The organism is Williamsia sp., from assembly GCF_016462415.1.
In the GTDB taxonomy this organism is placed as follows: Bacteria; Actinomycetota; Actinomycetes; order Mycobacteriales; family Mycobacteriaceae; genus Williamsia_A.
The window spans coordinates 10,369-30,688 of sequence record NZ_JAEMTF010000006.1 but is presented as its reverse complement, the minus strand read 5'-3'; the positions used below and the strand labels follow the sequence as shown (position 1 = coordinate 30,688).

The 20,320-nt window shown below is 69.0% G+C and carries 22 protein-coding genes; 12 read left to right on the top strand and 10 right to left on the bottom strand.

Features of this window, described 5'->3' with window-relative positions; all coding sequences use genetic code 11:
- The first annotated feature begins 58 nt into the window (after positions 1-58).
- On the top strand, positions 59-1,165 hold the full coding sequence (locus JHC79_RS02555) for a cellulase family glycosylhydrolase (protein WP_296388299.1): 1,107 nt from the start codon (positions 59-61) through the stop codon (positions 1,163-1,165).
- A gap of 11 nt (positions 1,166-1,176) precedes the next feature.
- Here the strand turns inward: JHC79_RS02555 and JHC79_RS02550 are convergent, their stop codons facing one another.
- From JHC79_RS02550 to JHC79_RS02540, 3 genes are read right to left on the bottom strand one after another with little or no spacing between them, the layout of a single operon-like run.
- Positions 1,177-1,470: a hypothetical protein gene (locus tag JHC79_RS02550; RefSeq protein WP_296388298.1), complete on the bottom strand. Its 294-nt coding sequence runs from the start codon at positions 1,468-1,470 to the stop codon at positions 1,177-1,179.
- Positions 1,471-1,512: 42 nt separating this feature from the next.
- The gene (locus JHC79_RS02545; RefSeq protein ID WP_296388297.1) at positions 1,513-1,989 is read right to left on the bottom strand and encodes a glutathione peroxidase; all 477 of its coding nucleotides are present in this window, start codon (positions 1,987-1,989) and stop codon (positions 1,513-1,515) included.
- 55 nt (positions 1,990-2,044) lie between these two features.
- A complete protein-coding gene (locus JHC79_RS02540; RefSeq protein WP_296388296.1) occupies positions 2,045-3,010 on the bottom strand; it encodes a hypothetical protein in 966 nt (321 codons plus the stop codon).
- A 128-nt stretch (positions 3,011-3,138) separates the two neighbouring features.
- Between JHC79_RS02540 and JHC79_RS02535 the strand changes: the two genes are divergently transcribed.
- Positions 3,139-3,990 carry an SDR family oxidoreductase gene (locus JHC79_RS02535; protein WP_296388295.1) on the top strand — a complete coding sequence of 284 codons (852 nt, stop codon included), beginning with the start codon at positions 3,139-3,141 and terminating at the stop codon, positions 3,988-3,990.
- Entirely contained in the window at positions 3,987-4,772 is a 786-nt protein-coding gene (gene cobF, locus JHC79_RS02530) for a precorrin-6A synthase (deacetylating) (protein WP_296388294.1), read from the top strand. Before JHC79_RS02535 ends, cobF begins: the two co-directional genes overlap by 4 nt.
- A gap of 30 nt (positions 4,773-4,802) precedes the next feature.
- On the opposite strand, the gene JHC79_RS02525 is transcribed toward cobF, so the two are convergent.
- The gene (locus JHC79_RS02525; RefSeq protein ID WP_296388293.1) at positions 4,803-5,522 is read right to left on the bottom strand and encodes an SDR family oxidoreductase; all 720 of its coding nucleotides are present in this window, start codon (positions 5,520-5,522) and stop codon (positions 4,803-4,805) included.
- Positions 5,523-5,596: 74 nt separating this feature from the next.
- On the opposite strand from JHC79_RS02525, the gene JHC79_RS02520 reads away from it, so the two are divergent.
- Positions 5,597-5,971, top strand: coding sequence for a MerR family transcriptional regulator (locus tag JHC79_RS02520; RefSeq protein WP_296388292.1), 375 nt, complete (start codon positions 5,597-5,599; stop codon positions 5,969-5,971).
- Positions 5,972-5,983: 12 nt separating this feature from the next.
- On the opposite strand, the gene JHC79_RS02515 is transcribed toward JHC79_RS02520, so the two are convergent.
- Together JHC79_RS02515 and JHC79_RS02510 are read right to left on the bottom strand one after the other, a co-directional pair.
- Positions 5,984-6,745 (bottom strand): 3'(2'),5'-bisphosphate nucleotidase CysQ, encoded by a 762-nt coding sequence (locus tag JHC79_RS02515; protein ID WP_296388291.1) that lies wholly within the window; start codon positions 6,743-6,745, stop codon positions 5,984-5,986.
- Positions 6,746-6,815: 70 nt separating this feature from the next.
- Positions 6,816-7,451, bottom strand: a complete 636-nt coding sequence (locus tag JHC79_RS02510; RefSeq protein WP_296388290.1) for a hypothetical protein — start codon at positions 7,449-7,451, stop codon at positions 6,816-6,818.
- Between the two features lie 149 nt (positions 7,452-7,600).
- On the opposite strand from JHC79_RS02510, the gene JHC79_RS02505 reads away from it, so the two are divergent.
- From JHC79_RS02505 to JHC79_RS02480, 6 genes are all read left to right on the top strand, one after another.
- Positions 7,601-8,476 carry a hypothetical protein gene (locus JHC79_RS02505; protein WP_296388289.1) on the top strand — a complete coding sequence of 292 codons (876 nt, stop codon included), beginning with the start codon at positions 7,601-7,603 and terminating at the stop codon, positions 8,474-8,476.
- On the top strand, positions 8,473-9,192 hold the full coding sequence (locus JHC79_RS02500; protein ID WP_296388288.1) for a hypothetical protein: 720 nt from the start codon (positions 8,473-8,475) through the stop codon (positions 9,190-9,192). The genes JHC79_RS02505 and JHC79_RS02500 overlap by 4 nt, the downstream gene beginning before the upstream one ends.
- Positions 9,193-9,256: 64 nt before the next feature.
- Positions 9,257-10,153, top strand: a complete 897-nt coding sequence (locus JHC79_RS02495; protein WP_296388287.1) for a DNA-formamidopyrimidine glycosylase family protein — start codon at positions 9,257-9,259, stop codon at positions 10,151-10,153.
- 119 nt (positions 10,154-10,272) lie between these two features.
- A complete protein-coding gene (locus JHC79_RS02490) occupies positions 10,273-11,418 on the top strand; it encodes a Ca2+-dependent phosphoinositide-specific phospholipase C (RefSeq protein WP_296388286.1) in 1,146 nt (381 codons plus the stop codon).
- Positions 11,419-11,452: 34 nt separating this feature from the next.
- Positions 11,453-12,193, top strand: coding sequence for an SDR family oxidoreductase (locus JHC79_RS02485; RefSeq protein ID WP_296388285.1), 741 nt, complete (start codon positions 11,453-11,455; stop codon positions 12,191-12,193).
- A gap of 122 nt (positions 12,194-12,315) precedes the next feature.
- Positions 12,316-13,434: a GGDEF domain-containing protein gene (locus tag JHC79_RS02480; protein ID WP_296388284.1), complete on the top strand. Its 1,119-nt coding sequence runs from the start codon at positions 12,316-12,318 to the stop codon at positions 13,432-13,434.
- A gap of 1 nt (position 13,435) precedes the next feature.
- On the opposite strand, the gene JHC79_RS02475 is transcribed toward JHC79_RS02480, so the two are convergent.
- From JHC79_RS02475 to pgi, 4 genes are all read right to left on the bottom strand, one after another.
- Complete coding sequence (locus JHC79_RS02475; protein ID WP_296388283.1) at positions 13,436-14,128, bottom strand: hypothetical protein; 693 nt, start codon at positions 14,126-14,128, stop codon at positions 13,436-13,438.
- A 35-nt stretch (positions 14,129-14,163) separates the two neighbouring features.
- Entirely contained in the window at positions 14,164-15,108 is a 945-nt protein-coding gene (locus JHC79_RS02470; RefSeq protein WP_296388282.1) for a mechanosensitive ion channel family protein, read from the bottom strand.
- A 75-nt stretch (positions 15,109-15,183) separates the two neighbouring features.
- Entirely contained in the window at positions 15,184-16,488 is a 1,305-nt protein-coding gene (locus JHC79_RS02465) for a hypothetical protein (protein ID WP_296388281.1), read from the bottom strand.
- Between the two features lie 9 nt (positions 16,489-16,497).
- Positions 16,498-18,207: a glucose-6-phosphate isomerase gene (gene pgi / locus JHC79_RS02460; protein WP_296388280.1), complete on the bottom strand. Its 1,710-nt coding sequence runs from the start codon at positions 18,205-18,207 to the stop codon at positions 16,498-16,500.
- Positions 18,208-18,359: 152 nt separating this feature from the next.
- On the opposite strand from pgi, the gene JHC79_RS02455 reads away from it, so the two are divergent.
- Entirely contained in the window at positions 18,360-19,202 is an 843-nt protein-coding gene (locus JHC79_RS02455; protein ID WP_296388279.1) for a Stf0 family sulfotransferase, read from the top strand.
- 106 nt (positions 19,203-19,308) lie between these two features.
- Positions 19,309-20,172 (top strand): formylglycine-generating enzyme family protein, encoded by an 864-nt coding sequence (locus JHC79_RS02450; RefSeq protein ID WP_296388352.1) that lies wholly within the window; start codon positions 19,309-19,311, stop codon positions 20,170-20,172.
- Positions 20,173-20,320: the final 148 nt, after the last annotated feature.

Sequence of the window (20,320 nt, the reverse complement as noted above, 5' to 3'; positions counted from 1 at the left end):
GCTAGACTCGGCCCGAGCGGGGGGCTCCTTCGCGTGCGCACCATGAGCTGGAGATCCCGTGTCGAAGATTCGCTCGCGTCCGTTCCCGTTCTCCACGGTGATGGTCGCCGTCACCGCTGTCCTCACGGTCATCGCGGTCGCCGGAGCGTCACTCCTGTCGGCGGAACGACCGCGGTCCTACTCCATCGTCGACACCGCGACCGTCTCGGTACGGTCCACGACGCTGGGCGTCGCGGACAGCGACCTGTACTTCGCCACCCAGGCTCAGATCGACGCCGCGCTCACAAAGGTGGCGGCCCTCGGGGTGAAGAACGTGCGGGTGCTGATCCCGTGGTACGACGTGAACCCCGACCCCGGCGTCTTCGACTGGACCAGGATCGACCGGGTGGTCGCGTCGGCCACGACCCGGAAGATGGGCATCGTGGCGGTCGTCACCCATTCGCCGGACTGGGCCGTGGCCCCCGGGGACACTCCGGTCATCAGTCCACCGGCCAAGGTCGGCGACTACGGCGACTTCACCGCAATCGTCGCGAAGCGCTACAAGGGCAAGATCTCGGCGTACGAGATCTGGAACGAGCCCAACGGGGGAACGTCGTTCTATCCGACGCCCGACCCCGCGAGGTACACGCAGCTGCTCAAGGCCGCCTACGTGAAGATCAAGGCCGTCAGTTCCGCGGTGACGGTGATCGCAGGTGTCCTGGGGGCAGTGCCGACCTCGACCACGGACAAGACCATCAACGCGCCCACCTTTCTCACCGCGATGTACAACGCGGGGGCGAAGGGCTACTTCAACGCGATCTCGTTCCATCCGTACCAGCTCAGCACTCCCTACTCGCAGGGACTGAGCCTCGCCGGGTCGCCGTACAACGAGGACACGGCCATGCACAACACGATGCTGTCGAAGGGCGACGGCGGCAAGCGGATCTGGGCCACGGAATACGGCCTGCCGACATCGGTCGTGACCGAGGCGCATCAGGCGGCGTACATCAAGGACTTCATGGACGCGTGGGGGCGCAGGTCCTGGCACGGCCCGATGTTCCTGTACACGACCCAGGACGCGACCTCGGGGTACGACGCGGGCCTACAGTTCGGTCTCTACCGTGCGGACGGGACAGCGAAGCCCGCCGTTCAGACGGTCAAGGACTACACCGCGACGCACCGGTAGCCCGCCTCTGCTCAGAAGCCCAGGCCCATCCAGTCGGTCGCGGTGAAGTCGCGTTCGAGGGCTTTCGCCTCCACGGTGACCTCGTCGGGATCGGGATCCATACCGTCGGCCGCGATGGCGCGCAGCACACCGATCACCCCGGCCTCGTAGCTCGGGTAGACGCCGATCATCTCGCTGTCGGTGTGGTCGCCGGTGGTGTCGCGCCACCAGGCGAACAACGACATCCCGTCCGGTGACGGACTGAACCCGGCGGTCTGACCGTCGCGGGTGAGGGTGGGGCAGTCGTCGGGGAAACGCTCGCTCATCCTCGGAGACTAACGGCGACCCAGGACATCCCCGTCAGGCCGTCAGAGGACCTTTTCGATCTTTCCCGACAGCGACGCGGGCTTGGCGGTCGGCGGGAACCGGTCGACGACCTGACCCTCTTTGTTGACCAGGAACTTGGTGAAGTTCCACTTGATGCGGCTACCCAAGACGGTGGACTTCTCCGACCGCAACCATGCGAACAGCGGGTGCGCGTCCTTGCCGTTGACGTCGACCTTGCCGAACATTGGGAAGCTGACGTCGTAGGTCAGGTTGCAGAAGTTCTTGATCTCCTCGGCGTCGCCGGGCTCCTGGTGCCCGAACTGGTTGCAGGGGAAGCCGAGAACGACGAGGCCCTTGTCGGCGTAGGCCTTGTTGAGCTCCTCGAGGCCGGTGTACTGCGGCGTGAACCCGCACTGAGACGCGGTGTTCACGATGAGCAGCGGCTTGCCTCGGTACTGGCTGAGGTCGATCTCTTCGCCATCGATGCTCGTGGCGGTGAAGTCGTACGCGGTGGTCATGGGTGTCCTTCGTAGCGGGATGACAGATGGATGGCAGGTCGTGCCGGTGCCGGCGTCAGCCGTCGGCCCCACGCCCGGACGAACTGTAGTGACGGTGGGCGATCGGTGCGGCGATGACCTCCCCGACGGCATGGATCTCGTTTTCCTCCGCCGACCGCTGCGCCTCACCCGATCCGAACAGCGCGACCAGGACCGCCCCGACGATCGCGAGGACGAACCCGGCCACGGCGAGCCACTCGAGGCCCGATGCGGTGGTGTCGCCGAGCAGCCACACGCCGAGGATGCCCGGAACCGCGGTCTCGCCGACCACCATCGCCGCGGTCGATCCGTTGACCGCGCCGAGCTGCAGGGCGACGGTGTGCAGGTAGAAACCGAAAGCACCGGCGATGGCGATGGTCCACGCGGCAGGGTCGGTCGCGATGGTGGCGATCGAGAACGGGTGCAGGCCGCCGAGCACACGAACGGCCATGGCGATGGCGCCGAACAACAGCCCGGCCGCCATCCCGGCCGCGATCGAACCCGCGCGACCCATCCGGCGCACGGCGAGAAGTGAGATCACGATGATGGCGATCGTCGCGGCGAGCAGTCCGGACCGGAACGCGAAACTCGCCTCCGTCGCGCCGTGACTGTGTGAGGCCGTACCGAGCAGGCACAACGACACGATGACCAGCACCATGGCGGCCCAGTCGCGCGGGTGCAGTCGGATGCCGAGGGCGAACATCCCCAGGATCGCGGTGATCACCAGGTTGCCGGCGACGATGGTCTGCGAGAGGAACAGCGGCAGCATGCGCGCCGCGCCCGCGCCGGCGACGAAACCGAGGACGTCCATGACCGCGCCGACGATGAACACCCCGGTCAGCGCGGCGGCCATCGTCGATTTGAGTGTGGGACCGCCGGATTCGGTGGTCCACCCCTCGCCGGATGACTGAGCGGCAGCCTGGCGCGCCCCGAGAGCCTGCATCACCGAGGAGAGTCCGTACCCGAGTGCGGCGAGGACGGCGAGACCAATCCCGATCAGCATCGCGCACCTTCTTCCCCACCGAAACGAACAACCGCACCGAGCATGTCCAACCCTGAGGATCTCCTGATAATTCCTGTGATCGCCACTTGTTTTCCGATGGCGATCCGCGGACCCCTACAGTGATCGGCGTGAGCGCATCGGGAGCATCGCCCAGCCGTCAGTCGGATCGATCGAGGACGGTGCTGGTGACCGGCGCCTCCAGCGGCATCGGTGCCGCGGTCGCGGAGAGGTTCGTCGCGCGGGGGCACACCGTCATCGGCACCAGCCGCCACCCCGATCGCATCCCTGCGGGGGACCGGATCACCGGCGTGCACTACATCGCGCTCGATCAGACCGACGCCGCCAGCATCGAGCGGTGCGCGCGGGAGGCCGGCGATGTCGACATCCTGATCAACAACGCCGGCGCGAGCCTGATGGGCTCCCTCGAGGACACGCCGATGTCGGCGATCGAGGAGCTGTTCGCCACGAACGTCTTCGGGCCGATCGCACTGACGAAGGCGCTGCTGCCCGGCATGCGGTCCCGGCAGTCCGGCGTGGTGGTGATGGTCGGGTCGATGCTGTCGAGCTTCCCGATCGCGTTCCGTTCCACCTACTCTGCCGCGAAGAGCGCGATCAAGGGATTCGCCGACGCGTCCCGCCGCGAACTCGCGCCGTTCGGGATCGCCATGCTCACGGTCGAACCGGGGACCATCGCCACCGGCATCGGGGACCGACGCAGCTACCACCTCGCCGACAACTCGCCCTACCGCGAGGACTACGCCAAGGTGGCCGCGGCCACGCGTCGCAACGAGCAGCACGGACTCGACGTCGGTCCGATCGCCGAGCTGATCGTCACCGCGGCACTGTCACCGAACCCGAAGCCGTTGTATGCGTTGGGTAACCGCGCGCCGGTCGTGTTCGCGCTGCGACGCATCCTGCCGCGTGCGGTGATGCTCGACGTCACGGCCCGGTTCCACGGTCTGCGCCGCGCACGCCCGTGACGACCACCTCGACGCCGGCTGCGACCACCCGCACCCTGCGGATCATCGGCATCGGCCCGGGTGACCCGCGTCAGGTCACCGTCGAGGCCATCGACGCGATGCGCGGCGTCGACACCTTCTTCGTCCTCGACAAGGGGGCGACCAAGGAATCCCTGGTCGCCGTGCGCGAGCAGATCTGCGACCGACACCTCGGCGCGGGCAACTACCGGTTCGTCGAGATCGAGGATCCGCCGCGCGACCGGAACCCCACCGACTACGACGCCGAGGTGCGGCGCTGGCACGACGCCCGCGCCACCCGGATCGAGGCGGCCCTGAGCGGTGAGCTGTCCGACGACGGGGTCGGGGGGATCCTGGTCTGGGGCGATCCGGGCCTCTACGACAGCACCCTGCGCATCGCCGACGCGATCGTCGACCGCGGCCGCGTGTCCCTGCGCATCGAGGTGGTCGCCGGTGTCACGAGTGCCTCGGCACTGACCGCGGCCCACCGGATCCTGATGAACCGCATCGGCGAACCGATACTCATCACCACCGGCCGCCGACTCGGCGAGACGCCGCCGGGCGTGGACGCCAACCAGATCGTCATGCTCGACGCCGACTGCACCTTTCGCCACACCGCCGACCCGGGTGACCACATCTGGTGGGGCGCCTATCTCGGTACGCCGGACGAGATCCTGCTCAGCGGCACGGTCGGTGAGGTGGGGGAACAGATAGCGACGACGCGGGCGCAGGCCCGCGCGCGACATGGCTGGATCATGGACATCTATCTCGTGCGCAAGCCCTGATCGCACCCCGTGCCGCGCCGGGACCAGGCGTCATCGAGTTCGTGCGGCCGCCAGATCGGGGTAGCGGACCGCGACCGAGGACGCCAGTGCCTCTTTCGCCGATCGTGAGTCGTCGTCGACGAACACCTCGTCGGCGCCCTCCCGCACGGCGGTGAGGATCGCCGCGGCCACATCGGCGGGATCGTTCTTGAACACATCCCAACCGGACATCATGTCGGTGTCGGTGGAGGCGAGGAACGCGGTGACCACCTGGGTGCCCTGTCCGGCGAGCTCCAGGCGGATCCCGTCGTTGGCCGACCATGCGGCGGCCTTCGACGCCGCGTACGAGCCGGCCCCCTCGAATGCGGTCATGGCCAGCACGGAGGCGACGGTGACCACGGCGCCGCCGCCGGCACGCGCGAGCGCCGGGGTGAACGCGCGGGTGACGAGCAGCGGGCCCCAGAAGTTGGTCTCCATCTCCAGCCGCATCTGATCGAGGTCGCCGGTCACCAACTGCTGCCGCGCGGCGACACCCGCGTTGTTCACGAGCACGGAGACGTCGGTTGCCTTCTCGGCCGCTGCGGCGACCGATGCGGGGTCGGTGACGTCGAGGGCCAGGCCCACGACGCGGTCGTCGTCCACCGGTGGGCGGCCGGATCGGGAGGTGGCGTAGACCCGCCGGGCTCCGGCGTTGATCGATGCGTGGACGAGTGCCGCGCCGATTCCGCGGTTGGCTCCGGTGATCAGGATTGACGAGTTCTCGAGGTTCATGTCACGAGCGTAGAATCTGACACCGATGTGAGGTTCAAGTCCTTGCACTGTGATCTACGCAACAGGGAGTCGGAATGCGGATCGGCGAATTGTCCACGCGCACCGGATCGTCGGTGCGGTCGCTGCGGTACTACGAGGAGCGGGGATTGATCACCTCCCGCCGTACCGGTGGTGGTCATCGCGAGTTCGACACCCTCGCCCAGCAGCGGGTGGAGACGATCCGCTGCCTGCTCGACGCCGGTGTCCCGACACGCGACATCGAGGAGATGTTGCCGTGCGTGCACACCGGTGTCACCACGCCCACGACCATGGATCGACTGTCCGACGCACACCGGCGTCTGTCGCAGCAGATCGACGATCTGTTGCAGACGCGGACCACCCTCGAAAGCGTCATGGACGACGTGCGCGCGAACATCGAGGCCAACGGCGACCGTCGCCTGGCCGGCTGAGGTCGGCCGGCCTCAGAACACGACGGCGAGCATCTCGATGATGTCGGCGGCGAGTTCGGGGCGGCAGATCAGGAAGTCGGACATGTACGAGCTGCGCTGGTTGTAGACCAGCGGGGAACCGTCGATGCGGCTGCAGTGCAGACCTGCGGCGAGTGCGACACCGACCGGTGCGCAGTTGTCCCATTCGTACTGCCCGGTCGCGTGCACATAGACGTCGGCGTCGCCGCGGACCACCGCCATCGCCTTCGCTCCGGCCGAGCCGACCGAATAGGCGCTGAGCGAGAGGCGATTGGCCACCAGCGCCGCCTCGTACGAGCCGCCGTACCGCGACGTCACCAACCGTCCCGATGGTGTGGCCGGCGCGATGACGGTGTCGGTGCGGAACACCTCGCCGGTCGCGGGCAACGACACCGCGCAGTCGGCGGGCTCGCCGTCGATCGTCAGGGCCACGTGCACCGCCCAGTCGTCACGGCCCGCGGCGTATTCGCGGGTCCCGTCGAGCGGGTCGATGATCCAGACCCGGGACGACCGCAGCCGGTCGCGGGAGTCGGGGGCCTCCTCCGAGAGCACCGCGTCGGCGGGTCGGTGCGTCCCCAACACCGACGCGATCCAGGCCTGGGCGATGGCGTCGCCGACATCTCCGAGAAGGCGGCCGCGGAGCAGGACTTCGTGTCGCGCCGCCACGAGGATCCGGCCGGCACCCTCGGCGATCCGCGCGGCGAGTTCGGCATCGGTGAGGGCGCCGGAGGACGCGTCGTGCAGCGTCGGAGCCATGGCCGGACCCTACCGCGACAGCCGAGGGGGTGGATCGCACGCCTGCCGACCCGGCGGGTGTGAGTACCCGTTATCCGCCGGCCGCCGCGGTGAACTCATCCTGGGCGTCGTCGCAGATCTTCCACGCGCCGCCCGTCCGGGTGAAGTACAGGGTCGTGGGCGTGCCGCCGCCCGTGGACATCTCGGCCGACGCGGTGTCACCGCGCACCGTGACCGAACTGACCGTCAGTCCGTCGGTCACATCGGGTCCCTCGAGGGTGTCGTTCATCGGTGCGATCTGTTGATTCGCGGCTGTCTCGAGGTAGAGCTCCGCCTGAGCGGCGCACAGACAGTCGGCGGCCTTCTGTGTCTGATTGGTGTCGTCGAACCGGAGAAAATCCTTGGTCACCGTCGCGATCTGGTCCGAGTCGGAGGGCTTTGATGTGGACATGACCAGCAGGGTGACCCCGGTGGCGATGCCGGCGACCACTGCGAGCGCAACCACCACGATCGCGGCGATGAGTCCGCGTCGGCGGCGTGGGGCAGGTGGCGGACCCGCCGGCCCGTGGTACGGGAACGGTGGTTGCTGATATCCGTGCGGCGGCCCGAACTGCTGCGGCGGCCCGAACTGCTGCGGTGGGCCGAACTGCTGCGGTGGCCCGAAGTGTTGGGGTGGCCCGAACGGTGGTGGGCCGTACGGGGGCTGAGGCGGGTACGGCTGGTTCATCGGAGGTGCCTGACCTTTCCGCCCGCTCGACGCGACCTGCTCGCACCGACGACGGAATGGTACTGTACCGGCGTCCAATTGCTTGTTCGCAGCGCAGGTCAGTGTCCTGTCGGCCGTCTCCGGAGGTCTGAGTGTCGAGCCGATCCCGCATGACGATGACCGCGCGGGTCGTCCTCGCCGTCGCGACCGTGATCGTGTTTCTCCTGGGCGTGCCTGCGCAGAGCGCATTCGCGGCGCCGGACCCGGCTGCCGACATCTGCCGCGTGCCGATCGCACAAGCCGACGCCGATGCGGCTCGTCGGGACGCACACAACGCCCGTCCGCATCTCTTCGAGATCCCGGCACAGCAGGCGGCATCGAACGCGTACGACGCCGAGGCCGCCGAGATCAACGCCGACCTCGCACGGGATCGGGAGGCCCTACGGCAGTGCGACGAGACGGTGCGCAGACTCCTCGACGCAGGTAAGTCCACCTACACCCCCGACACCGGGTCGAAGGGTGCCCAGGCCCAGATCGCCAGAATCGCAGCGTTGCCCACGGTCTCGAGCACGTGGGTGCCCCCGAGTCCACCGGCCGCCCCACGGCGGATGACCGTTCCGAAGGACTCGCCGATCCGCGGCGTCTACGACATCCTGCGCGACGAGAACCCCGGCGACCTCGGCGATCCCACCTTCCAGGGCGAACCGAAGCCGAGTGTCGGCGACCCCGACCCCGCGTTCGGGGGCCAGACGATCAGAGAGGTGAACGGTCTGCCCGATGTCGCGGCCGACCACATCGTGCCGCTGGCCGAACTGGTCCAGCTGCCCGGATTCTCTCGACTCACGCCGGAGAACCAGTGGCTGGTCGCACACGCCCCGTTGAACTTCCAGTGGATGTCGCGACGGGCGAACACGGCGAAGAATTCCGGCTATGCGGGCCGGATCAAGAACGCCGATCCGAAGTGGGTCGAGGAGCAGGACGAGCTGCAACGGACCACCCGCGCAACGCTGCTCGAGCTCATCGCGACCCTGATCGCGGCGCAGTGACCGAGGTGGGTTTCGATCGGACCGCGGTCGCCGCGTTGATCGCCGGCGGCGACGTCGAGTGGATCGACGTCGATTCGGCGACGGCGTCCACGTTGCCCGAGGTCTGGCGGACGATCGCGGCTGCGGAATCGGCCTCCGAACGTGCACGCGTGGCCATGTCCCGGTGGGACGGTGCGTTCCTCGGTCTGCTCCCACGGTTCGCTGCCCTGATGCGCGAGCAGCTCGTCGACGTCGTGCCCGCGGTCATCGCCGGCCGGTCGGTGCTGATCTACGTCACGACCGACGGTGACGCCTACGCGCCCTGGCTGGGTACCGATCCGCGCGACTTCGGTGAGGCCTCGCCGATCTGGGACGTCCTGCCGCAGGAGTTGCAGGCGTTCCAACGCGACACACATCCGGGCTTCGGACTGACGTGGCCCGGCGTCTACGGAATCCGCACACCAGCCGACCAGATCTCCCGGTATGAGCGCCTCGAACTCGCGGACCTCGGGGTGGAGCCGGAGGAGGCGATCGTCGGTGAGTACGACGGCGAACCGGTCCGTGAGGACGAGGTCTACCTGCTCTCGTTCGATGAGGCGCAGGCCTACTACTGCGTCTCGCCACGGTTTCGCGTCGGCGAGATCGTGCTGATCTACCACCACGATTTCGATGTCGAGGACCTCTGGCCGACCCTCGACGACGTCATGGTCATGCATTACCGCAACGTCGTGTACTGACCGTCCTCACGCTCCACCGGTCAACTCGGGCGCAACGGTTGACGTGTGAGGGAAACTGGATGGCATGCCGGAGTTGCCCGAGGTACAGGCCATTGCCGACTTCGTCGACGGACGTGCGGCGGGGTTGCCGATCCGTCGCGTGGACATCGCGTCGCTGGCGGTTCTCAAAACTGCCGATCCGCCGTACTCCGCGTTGGCCGGACGCGTTGTCGTCGGGGTCACCCGCATCGGCAAATATCTCGTGATCAGTACCGATCCCGCCGACGGACCGCCCGTCGACGGCACGGTCGATGTGATCCACCTGGTCATCCACCTCTCGCGTGCGGGGTGGTTGCGATGGTCGTCGAACCTGTCGCCGACACCGCCGCGGCCCGGTGGAAAGGGGCCGATCGCGCTGCGGGTGCACTGTGGTCTGCCCGGCGAGGGGTTCGACGTCACCGAGGCGGGCACCCAGAAACGGCTGGCCGTCTGGATCGTGCGGGACACGATGGAGGTCGAACGCATCGCGACTCTGGGCCCCGACGTGTTGGCGTTGACGCGCGACGAGTTCGCGGAGGTGCTGAAGGGGACCTCGGCCCGCATCAAGACCGTGCTCACCGATCAGCGGACGATCAGCGGGATCGGCAACGCCTACAGCGACGAGATCCTGCACACCGCCAGACTGTCGCCGTTCGCCTCGGCCAAGGCGCTCTCCGACGAGCAGGTGGATCTGCTGTTCGTGTCGATGCACGGTGTCCTCACCGATGCCACCGTGCGCCTCGAGGGTCAGGAGGTGGCAACGATGAAGGGCGAGAAGCGATCGGGGCTGCGAGTCCACGCGCGCACCGGTATGCCGTGTCCGGTGTGCGGGGACACCGTCCGAGAGGTGTCGTTCACCGACCGGTCGTTCCAGTACTGCCCGACGTGCCAGACCGGGGGCAAGATCCTCGCCGACCGTCGGATGTCGAAGCTGCTCAAGTGAACACCCGCCGACTCGCGGGCCACGGACCGGCCAACAAGGTTTGCAAAGGTCACTAACTTGTCAGGCGGCCGCCGCTCCGACGATCCCGTTCCCTCATGTTCGGGAGTCGAGATGGACGGGTGCCTGCCATCAGACGTCGTGCCGTCCTGCTCCTGGTCTCCGCCCTGCTCGGCAGCGGTCTGGCCGCGACCACCGGCCCGGCCGCCGCGCGTGACCTCCCGCCGGTCACCGACGCCCTGCGGCTCAACCAGATCCAGTTCATCGGCACGCACAACAGCTACCACCAGATGCCTGCCGCCGACGAGCTCCCGGGATCTCTCGTCGGCTCGGCCACCGACGGGTTCCGCTACCAGCACGCGAGTCTCACCGACCAACTGACCGACCAGCGCGTCCGTGCGGTGGAACTCGACCTCAACCCCGACCCGACCGGCGGCCGCTACCGATACCCGTTGGCACGCAGGCTCGCCGGGCACGGCCCGCTCGCCGACCCCGAGTACCGGCAACCGGGGATCAAGGTGCTCCACAGTGCCGACGTCGACTACCGGACCAGCTGCATCAGCCTGCGGCGCTGCCTACGCGAGATCCGCGCCTTCTCCGACTCGCACCCACGACACACACCGATACTGATCCAGCTCGAACTCAAGTCGACCGACGCGACCGCCCGGCGACTCGGCGGGGTCGACGTCCCCGCGTGGGATCGCGCGCAGCTCGCCGAACTCGATCGGGAGATCGCCGAGACGTTCGCGCCGGAGGACCTCATCACCCCCGACTCGATCCGACTGCCGGGGCGAACGGTCGAGCAATCGGCGCGGGCCGGCGGATGGCCGACCCTGGCCCGGGCGCGCGGGCGGGTCATGTTCTTCTTCGACAACGCGTCGAGCGAACCGGGCGCCCCGTCGCGACTGCGCGCCGACTACCTGCGCATGCACCCTGGGCTGCGCACGGCGCCGGTGTTCACCCGGGGCGCAGTGGGGCAACCGGATGCGGCCGTCACGATGGTCAACGACCCACGCGGATCGCATCTCGACGAGATACGTCGGCTGGTGTCGGCCGGATACCTGGTGCGGACCCGTGCCGACGAGCCGATGTCGACGGTGAAGGCCGACGAACACACCCGGGTCGCGGTGGCACTGGCCTCGGGCGCGCAGGACGTCACCACCGACTTCCCCGTCGCCGGCATGGCGTCGCGGTGGGGCGACGGCACCTTCGTCGCGCAGCTCCCCGGGACGGACGTCGTCCGGTCGAACCCGATCAGCGCGCGATGACGGCCCGTCGGGCGATCCCGGTAGATTCACCGGCGTGACGCGATCGAAGATTCTCATCAGTGGTGCGAGCTCCGGACTGGGCGAGGGAATGGCCCGCGCCTTCGCCGACCGGGGCCGGTCGCTGGCCCTGTGCGCCCGCCGGGTCGACCGGCTCGAGGCCCTTGCGTGGGACCTGGCCCCGATGGCGGCACAGGTCGCGACCGCGGCGCTCGACGTGACCGACACCGCCGCGGTGCCGGCCGTCTTCGGTGCGCTGCGCGACGAGCTCGGTGGGCTCGACAGGGTGATCGTCAACGCCGGACTCGGCAAAGGTGCCCCGCTGGGCACCGGTCGCGCCGACGCGAACATCGAGACCATCACCACCAACCTCATCGGTGCGCTCGCCCAGATCGAGGCGGCGATGGAGATCTTCCGGGCGCAGGGACACGGCCATCTCGTGCTGATCAGCTCGATGAGCGCCGTGCGCGGCCTCCCGAGGGCCCAGGCCGCCTACTCGGCGTCCAAGGCGGGCCTGTCCGCGCTCGGCGAGGGACTGCAGGCGGAGCTGGCGTCGTCGCCGATCACGGTCAGCGTCATCCTGCCCGGCTACATCCAGACCGACATCAACGCCGGCGTGAAGACCACTCTGATGACGAGTCAGGCCAAGGGTGTGAAGGCCCTCGTGTCCGCGATCGAACGGGAACCCACGCGTGCGGTGGTCCCCACGTGGCCGTGGATCGGAATCGACGCGGCGTTGCGTCACCTTCCCGCATCGGTGGCACGTCGCCTTCTGTGAGCGCGACCAGTGGGGTGACAGTGTATTTTTGTGGCACATCACTGTAGTTCGTGCAGCCTGTGGGGGTGGGGCCCCGCCGGACAGAGGGGGAGTGACTCGCGATCAGCCGTTCGAAGCCGGGCGTGATCCGTTTCGAGGTGGGGCTGGCCCAGCTGGGGTGGGCCCTCTCGCACTGGTGGAACCGGCAGGACCAGTTCGAATGGTTCGGAAGCTACCTCGGCGACCGGCAGCTGATCGAGCCGACCCGGGTCCTGCTCGCCATCTCCGCGGGCGCGGTGACGCTCGTCCCTCTCGTCACCCTTCTCGACACCGCCACCCGGCCGGGGTTCGGCTTCGCCGCCGCGGTGGTGGCCTCCGTGCTCGGCGTTGCGCTGTCGTTGATGTGGCTGGTCCTACCGTGGCCGTCGGCTGACCGGTCCCGGTGGTGGGTCATCGGTTCCGACGTCGCCATCGCGCTCGCATGCGTGGCCCGGGAGGAGCTGATCGGTGGACTCTCCGGCTGCGCATTGTTCGGCCTCGTCGGTGGGTACATCGCCTTCTTCCACGGCGCCCGGATGCTCACCGCCCACATCGCGTTCACGTTCGTCGTCGCGGGGACCCTGGCGGGCCTGTTGCTCGGCGACGACCAGGCCGCCGTGTCGACCATCGCCGTGGCGGTGATCCAGGCGGTCCTGGTCGGCATCGCCATCCCGATCGCGACGCAGTTCGTGTTGGAGATGCTCGCCTCCGACGCGGCGGCGTCGGAGGTCGACACCCTGACCGGCGTGCTCAACCGCCGCGGTCTGGAGCGGGCGCTCGAACGGATCACCTCCGCGGGCCGACAGAACGCCCACGGCCTGGCGGTGCTGGTCGCCGACCTCGACAACTTCAAGGAGATCAACGACCGCTACGGACACCGCCACGGCGACCGCGTGCTGGCGGAGATCGCGGCGCGACTCCGCGGCGCGGTCGGGGCGAGTGGCGTCGTCGCACGGATCGGCGGGGACGAATTCGTCGTCGCCGACAGCCTGCGCTGGACCGAACCGACCCGCCTGGCCAACCACGTGCTGCACACCATCGCCGCGGTCAGCGATCCGCCGGTCACCGCGAGCGTCGGGGTCGTACACCTCTCCGGCAGGATCCCGGGCCGTCAGTCGGTGATGTCCACGGTGCTGTTCACCGACCTCGCCGACGCCGCGATGTACGAGGCGAAACGCTCGGGCGGCAACACCGTCCGTACCCGTTCACACCACTACGCCTAGGTCAGCTGGTGGGTGCCGGCGCCGAGGTCGACGCGGCCGGTGGCGGCGAACCGTCCGACCACACCACCGGGGCGGCCTTGTAGTCGAATTCCGGGTCGGTGGTGGTCTGTGCCCAGTAGACGACCCGGGAGAGGTCGGTGTCCGGATCGGCGACCGCGATGAAGCAGGTCGCGTACGAGTTGCCGCGTCCGAGGTCCTTGGGCGCGGTCGCGGCGACGCACTTGCCGAAGCCGTCGGGTGGTGTCTCGGTGAGTGTCGCGGTCTTCCCGTCCGCGCTGCCTGCCAGTCCGACCGTCGACGGGACATCGAGCTGCCGGGTCCCCAGCTGGGTGACCGTGACATGGACGTAGAACGGCACGCCACCGTGGGTCACCGACTCGGGTAGCTCCCCGGAGACGCCCGGTTCGATCCCGGTGACGGTGAACATCGCGAGCTGGCCGTTGGGCCGGAAGGCGTTCGCGGGCAGGAAGGCGCTCTCACCGAACTTCAGCTGCGTGGCGGCCGCTGTGCGCTGCGCCGGTCCGGTGGGTGCGACCACCGACGCCGACACCGGGACCGATGTGCTCGGGCGGGCGGGGGCTGTCGGGTCCGAGGACCCGGAACCGGATGTGCACGCAGCCGCCAGTGCGGTCACCGCGAGCACGGTCGCGACCAGCACGGTCCGGGAGGTGGCTGCTCTCACCGTCATCGTCATGGAAGCAGCGTAAGCGGTGACCGCCCGGTGTCGGGCTATTCGGCCCCGCCGGGTCCGCCCGCGCCGACCGCCCCGGCCAACGCCGGCATGACGATCCCGTTGCCGTCATACGCCTCGAGCACCTTCTTGCGGACCACCCGCGCGACCGCCCACTGGGCATTCGGCTGGGTCTTGATCAACATCCGCAGTGTGACCATCGATGCCGACACCTCCTGTACCCCGAGCATCTCGGGCTCGCCGAGCACCGAGGTCGAGGTCGGCTCGGTCGAGACCGCATCCTGGGCCGCGGTGAGTGCGACGCGTTGGGCCAGGTCGATGTCGGTGTTCGGCGCGACCGGGATCTCGACGCGTGCAACCGCGTAGTCCTGGCTCATGTTGCCGACGCGGACGATCTCGCCGTTGCGGACGTACCAGACGGTCCCGTCGACGTCGCGGATCGTGGTGACCCGCAGCCCCACGCTCTCGACCTCACCGGACGCCTCGCCGAGGTCGACGACGTCACCGACCCCGTACTGGTCCTCGAGCAGCATGAACACCCCGGACACGAAGTCCTTGACCAGGTTCTGTGCACCGAAACCGATCGCGAGACCGACCAGTCCGGCCGACGCGATGAACGGTGCGATGTTGACGCCCAACACACTGAGGATCGACAAGACCACCCACAGCAGCAGCACGATCGACACACAGGACTTCAGCACCGAACCGATCGTCTCGGCGCGTTGCTGTCGGCGCTCGATGACCTTGGGGTCACGCAATGCCTTGGGTGTGCGGTCGCGGAGGTGACGGATCAGCGCGGGCGACGCCCCCGGGTCGCCTGCGCCGGCAATGGTCGGCCGACGGGTCGCCCGGTTGATCACCCGGTGGATGAAGAAGCGGACCACCAGGCCTGCCACCACATAGGCGACGATGCGGATCGGGTTCTCTATCAGCCACATTCGGTTGGTCTCGGTCCATTCGAAAGCGAGTGCGGTCGAGGTCATCTGCCCGACCCTACGGATTTCGTCTGTGATGTCGACCCCACCGGGAGGGCTCCCGCCCGCGTTTCGTGGCGTGTCTCACCACACGGTTGCGGTCAGTCCCCGGTGGGCCAGGGCGCTGCGCACCAGGTCGGCGGGGGACCGGCCGGCGGGGTCGGTCCGGGCGACCAACGACAGCACGACACGACCGCAGTTGCGGGCCGACCACACCCCGAGCAGCGTCGACGACTGCGCCGCCCCCGTCTGGTCCGATCGTGGATACGCCGAGCGCACGGCCAGTCCGCGCGAGCGATGGCCGGCGAGTTCGTCGAAGCCGGTACCGAGGTCGCCGAGCGGCGACACCAGCGCGTCGCGTCCGCCGGGATCGGGCACGACGGCGTGTGCGAGGCGGTCACCGAGCAGCTGGAGGAGTTCGGCGGGCATCCCGCCGGGTGGACCGAGCCCGCGACCCGATCCGGCGCGGGCGTAGGCGGCCCGCAGGTCGGCGGCGCAGGTACCCGGGTCGGCACCGGAGTCGACCGCGACCTCGGCCACGGTCAGGGCCTGCCCGGAGCCGCCGGCCATCGGCACGACGGTGTCGACACGGCCCGGCCCACGCAGTTCACCGACGACATCGGCGGCGAGGACCGCGACGACCGCGGTCGAGGTCGACCCGGTGTCGGCGACGTATCGATCCCACTCCGCGGCGTCGATGTCGACCACCGCGGTCGCCTGCCGTCCGGTCGTGGTCGCAGCCGAGGGGGTGGGACGCGCGGGTGCTGGTCGCAGCGCGCCGAACAGCTCCGCGCGGACCTGTGGATCGATCAACCCGCGCAGGAGTGCACGCAGGATGCCGGTGATCACGTGGACCCACAGCCACACGGCGTCGGCGATGTCGTCGGTCAGGCGCGACGGTCTCGTGGTGACCGGACGCTGCCGTCTCGGCTCCGGGCGCGCCGACCCGCCGGACGCGGAGTCGGCCTCCGACACCAACCCCAACCCGTCGGACACCAGATGCGAACAGGTCAGACTGACCACCGAGCCGCCGCCGTCGACGTGCGTCAGCGCGAGGTCCCAGGCCGGACCGGTGTCGACGTCCAGGCGCGCCTGCGCGTGCTCGTCGGACCAGGTGAGGATCCCGTCCGCGGCGATCGGGGTCGGCTCGAAGCGCAGTGGGGCGACCACCGCGCCGTCGACGAAGTACCGGCGCGCCCACGGCACCCGGGGGGAGACGACCCGACGCGTGAGGGGACTCGCGGCCAGCAGCGCGTGGAAATCGGCCAGCTCGGCGGGCTCGAGACGGTCGTCGAACCGCCACATGCCCTGCATGACGACCTCGACGCCGCGACCGTGGTGGCCGCGGTAGAACATGTCGTCGACCACCGACAACCGGGCAGGCGTCACGGTCGGGCTCTACGCGTCGCGTCCGCGCTGCTCCCGGTACCAGCGGACCAGCGCGTCGGTCGACGAATCATCCTGCGGCGCGGGCGATGCCGCGTCGACGATGACGGCGAGTAGTTCCTTGGCCTGGGTCTTGCCCAGTTCGACGCCCCACTGGTCGAAGGAGTTGATGCCCCAGATGGCGCCCTCGACGAACACCTGGTGCTCGTAGAGCGCGATCAACTGGCCGAGCACCGACGGCGTCAGCTCCGGCGCCAGTATCGACGTCGACGGCCGGTTGCCGGGCATCACCTTGTGCGCCACCACGTGCGGGTCGACGCCCTCGTCGGCGATCTCGTCGGCGGTCTTGCCGAACGCCAACACCTTGGTCTGGGCGAAGAAATTGCTCATCAGCAGGTCGTGCATCGACCCCGACCCGTCTGCGTCGACCGGCAGGTCGTCGGTGGGTGAGCCGAACCCGATGAAGTCGGCGGGCACGAGGCGGGTGCCCTGATGCAGCAGCTGGTAGAACGCGTGCTGGCCGTTGGTGCCCGGCTCGCCCCAGTAGATGGCGCCGGTGTCGGTGGTGACGTGGTGACCGGCCGAGTCCACCGACTTGCCGTTGGACTCCATGGTGAGCTGCTGCAGGTAGGCGGCGAAGCGGGCCATGTCGTTGGAGTAGGGCAGCACGACACGTGACTGAGCGCCCCAGAAGTTGTTGTACCAGAGCCCGATCAGCCCGAGGATGACCGGCGCGTTCTGGTGCAGCGGTGCCGACCGGAAGTGCTTGTCCATCACGTTGAACCCGTGGAGGAACTCGCCGAACGCCTCCTTGCCGATCGCCGCCATCACCGACAGCCCGATCGCGGAGTCGACCGAGTAGCGTCCGCCGACCCAGTCCCAGAAGCCGAACATGTTGTCGGTGTCGATGCCGAACGCGGCGACCTTCTCGGCGTTCGTGCTCACGGCGACGAAGTGCTTGGCCACCGCCGGGTTGTTCGAGTCCGTGGCGTCGACGCCGAGTTCGCGGAGCAGCCAGCTGCGGGCCGCGGTCGCGTTGGTCAGCGTCTCCAGGGTGGAGAACGTCTTCGACGCGATGATGAACAGCGTGGTCTCGGCGTCGAGGTCGGCGAGGGTGGCGACGAGGTCGGCCGGGTCGACGTTGGACACGAAGCGACAGTGGATGTCGGTGTCGACGTAGTGGCGCAGCGCCTGATAGACCATCGCCGGGCCGAGGTCGGAGCCGCCGATGCCGATGTTGACGACCGTGCGGATCGCCTTGCCGGTGTGCCCCTTCCACTCACCGCTGCGCAGTGAGTCGGTGAAGGTGCCCATGGCGTCGAGCACGCCGTGCACGTCGGCGGCGACATCCTGGCCGTCCACCTTCAGCGTCGCCTCGGCGGGCAGGCGCAACGCGGTGTGCAGGACGGCGCGGTCCTCGGAGGTGTTGATGTGCTCGCCCCAGAACATCGCGTCGCGCTTGCCCTCGAGGTCGACCTCACGGGCCAACGACAGCAGCAGATCGATGGTCTCGCGCAGCACGCGGTGCTTGGAGTAGTCGATGTGCAGGTCACCGACGTCGAGGACGAGGTCGCGACCGCGCTTGGGGTCGACGGCGAAGACCTCACGGAGGTGCATCGCGTAGACGTGCCCCTGGTGGGCCGACAGCTCCTGCCAGGCGTGGGTGCCGGTGATGTCGGTCGCGGTGTGGTTGTCGTGGCCGTGCTCGGTGTCGCTGGTCATGGATGGACCCTTCGTGAAGCGCGTGCGGCTCGTGGCTGTCGCTTTCAACACTAGTGGGCCTGTCCCGGCGCGAGGGCGGCGAGTTCGAACCACGCTGCGCAGTACCGCCCGCCGACATGAAAGCGTCGCTGCGGAGTCCATATATTGAGCGCATGACCGCTGTGAACCAGGCGTATCTGGTGTGCGCGAGCCAACGCAGCGGGAGCACCCTGCTGGTGGCCTCGCTGGCCGCGACCGGGGTCGCCGGGCGTCCGGCCGAGTATTTCGAGGACCTACCCGACACCGGACTGCCGCCCCAGTCGCAGGATTGGTTCGCCGACTACGCAGGCCCGGACCCCGAGGGTGTCGCGGAGCTGCTGCACCCCGCGGTCGAGGGCCCTGGCGACGATCGGTCGGCGCAGCGGTGGCGTGACGACATCCTGGACGCGGGTACGACGCCCAACGGCGTGTGGGGCGGAAAGCTGATGTGGAACCAGACCCCGCTGCTGATCGATCACGCGAGCGGACTCGATGCGACCGGTGATCTGCGCACCGCCGTCCGGGCCGTGCTCGGGGTGGAACCCACCTACATCCTGGTCAACCGCGACGACGTGGCGGCGCAGGCGGTGTCGATGTGGCGGGCGGTACAGACCCAGACCTGGGTCGACGATCCGTCCGGCGGCGGACCGACGGTGACCGCCGGCGCCGAGCGGGACGACGCCGCGCGGTATCACGCCGGTGCGATCGCCCACCTCGCCGCGGAACTGGCTGCGCAACAGCAGGCCTGGGACAGATGGTTCCACGACGAGGCGATCGACCCGATCCGCGTCGAGTTCGCCGAGCTCGTGCGGTCGCCGCAGTCGACGACCGCCTCGGTGCTCACCGAGCTGGGCCTCGATCCCGATCTGGCACCGCCTCCACCCCTCAAACGTCAGGGTGACGGTCGCTCGGCGGAATGGGTGGCGCGCTACCGGGCCGATGCCGAGGTCCACGGCTACCCCGTGACCCGGAACTGACCCGGCGATGAGCGACGCGTGTTGCATGCCCGGTCGCGGCTCTGCCCCGCCCGAGGATGTCGCCGCGCCGACCGGCCATGCGGCGGACGCCGGCCCTCGCCATTCGATCGACCAGTGTCCGATCGCAGGGGGCACGTTCGTGATGGGCGACGCGCACGGTGACGGTCTGCCTGCCGACGGCGAGTTGCCGCTACACACGATCGACGTGGGTGGTTACGTCATCGACGAGACCGCCGTGACCACCGCGGACTTCGCCACGTTCGTCGACGCCACCGGCTATCGGACGTCCGCCGAACGAGCGGGGACCTCGGCAGTGTTCGGTGCCCTGGTCGCCGACGAGTCGACCGTGGTCGGGCAGGCACCCGCGACGCCCTGGTGGCTGGAGGTGCGCGGGGCGGACTGGGCGCACCCGGAGGGTCCCGGTTCCGACATCGACACCCGGTCCGACCACCCGGTGGTGCACGTCTCGTTCGTCGACGCGGGGGCCTACTGCGACTGGGCGGGGCGGTCGCTGCCGACCGAGGCGCAGTGGGAGTACGCCGCGCGCGGGGGTCTGCACGCAGCGCGGTTCCCATGGGGCGACGAGTTGGTCGATGGTCCCGGCGTCCGGCGGTGCGCCGTCTACGACCCCGACGTCTGGGGTGCGCCGTTCCCGGCCGAGCCGGGGTCCGGGGTGGGGGTGGTCCCGACGACACCGGCGCGGTCGTTCGCGCCCAACGGGTTCGGACTGTGGCAGACGGTCGGCAACGTGTGGGAGTGGTGTGCTGATCGCTACGACCCGCGGTACTACCGCCGATCGCCGCGCCACGATCCGGCCGGTCCCGACCGCGGAGCCTCCCGCGTACTGCGCGGCGGGTCGTATCTCTGCGACGACTCGTACTGCTCGCGCTATCGAGTGTCGGCGCGCTCCCACAACACGATCGAATCATCGGCAGGCAACACAGGTTTCCGTACCGTGGCCCGCCCATAGCGCTGACCCGCAACCCTCGCCAAGGGGTGTCGGGCGTAACCCCACGTGCTGACTGTGTGGAAAGCGCGCCAGGGATGTCGGGCGGAACTTCATGTGCTGACTGTGTGGAAAGCGCCATCGAGTGTGCTGACAGCGTGGCGTGGGTTGC

Bases quoted from the DNA above. Each gene is read 5' to 3' on its own strand.
- JHC79_RS02550 (WP_296388298.1), bottom strand. From the start codon at position 1,470: ATGAGCGAGCGTTTCCCCGACGACTGCCCCACCCTCACCCGCGACGGT.
- JHC79_RS02545 (WP_296388297.1), bottom strand. From the start codon at position 1,989: ATGACCACCGCGTACGACTTCACCGCCACGAGCATCGATGGCGAAGAG.
- JHC79_RS02540 (WP_296388296.1), bottom strand. From the start codon at position 3,010: ATGCTGATCGGGATTGGTCTCGCCGTCCTCGCCGCACTCGGGTACGGA.
- JHC79_RS02525 (WP_296388293.1), bottom strand. From the start codon at position 5,522: ATGAACCTCGAGAACTCGTCAATCCTGATCACCGGAGCCAACCGCGGA.
- JHC79_RS02520 (WP_296388292.1), top strand. From the start codon at position 5,597: ATGCGGATCGGCGAATTGTCCACGCGCACCGGATCGTCGGTGCGGTCG.
- JHC79_RS02515 (WP_296388291.1), bottom strand. From the start codon at position 6,745: ATGGCTCCGACGCTGCACGACGCGTCCTCCGGCGCCCTCACCGATGCC.
- JHC79_RS02510 (WP_296388290.1), bottom strand. From the start codon at position 7,451: ATGAACCAGCCGTACCCGCCTCAGCCCCCGTACGGCCCACCACCGTTC.
- JHC79_RS02505 (WP_296388289.1), top strand. From the start codon at position 7,601: ATGACGATGACCGCGCGGGTCGTCCTCGCCGTCGCGACCGTGATCGTG.
- JHC79_RS02495 (WP_296388287.1), top strand. From the start codon at position 9,257: ATGCCGGAGTTGCCCGAGGTACAGGCCATTGCCGACTTCGTCGACGGA.
- JHC79_RS02475 (WP_296388283.1), bottom strand. From the start codon at position 14,128: ATGACGATGACGGTGAGAGCAGCCACCTCCCGGACCGTGCTGGTCGCG.
- JHC79_RS02470 (WP_296388282.1), bottom strand. From the start codon at position 15,108: ATGACCTCGACCGCACTCGCTTTCGAATGGACCGAGACCAACCGAATG.
- pgi (WP_296388280.1), bottom strand. From the start codon at position 18,207: ATGACCAGCGACACCGAGCACGGCCACGACAACCACACCGCGACCGAC.
- JHC79_RS02455 (WP_296388279.1), top strand. From the start codon at position 18,360: ATGACCGCTGTGAACCAGGCGTATCTGGTGTGCGCGAGCCAACGCAGC.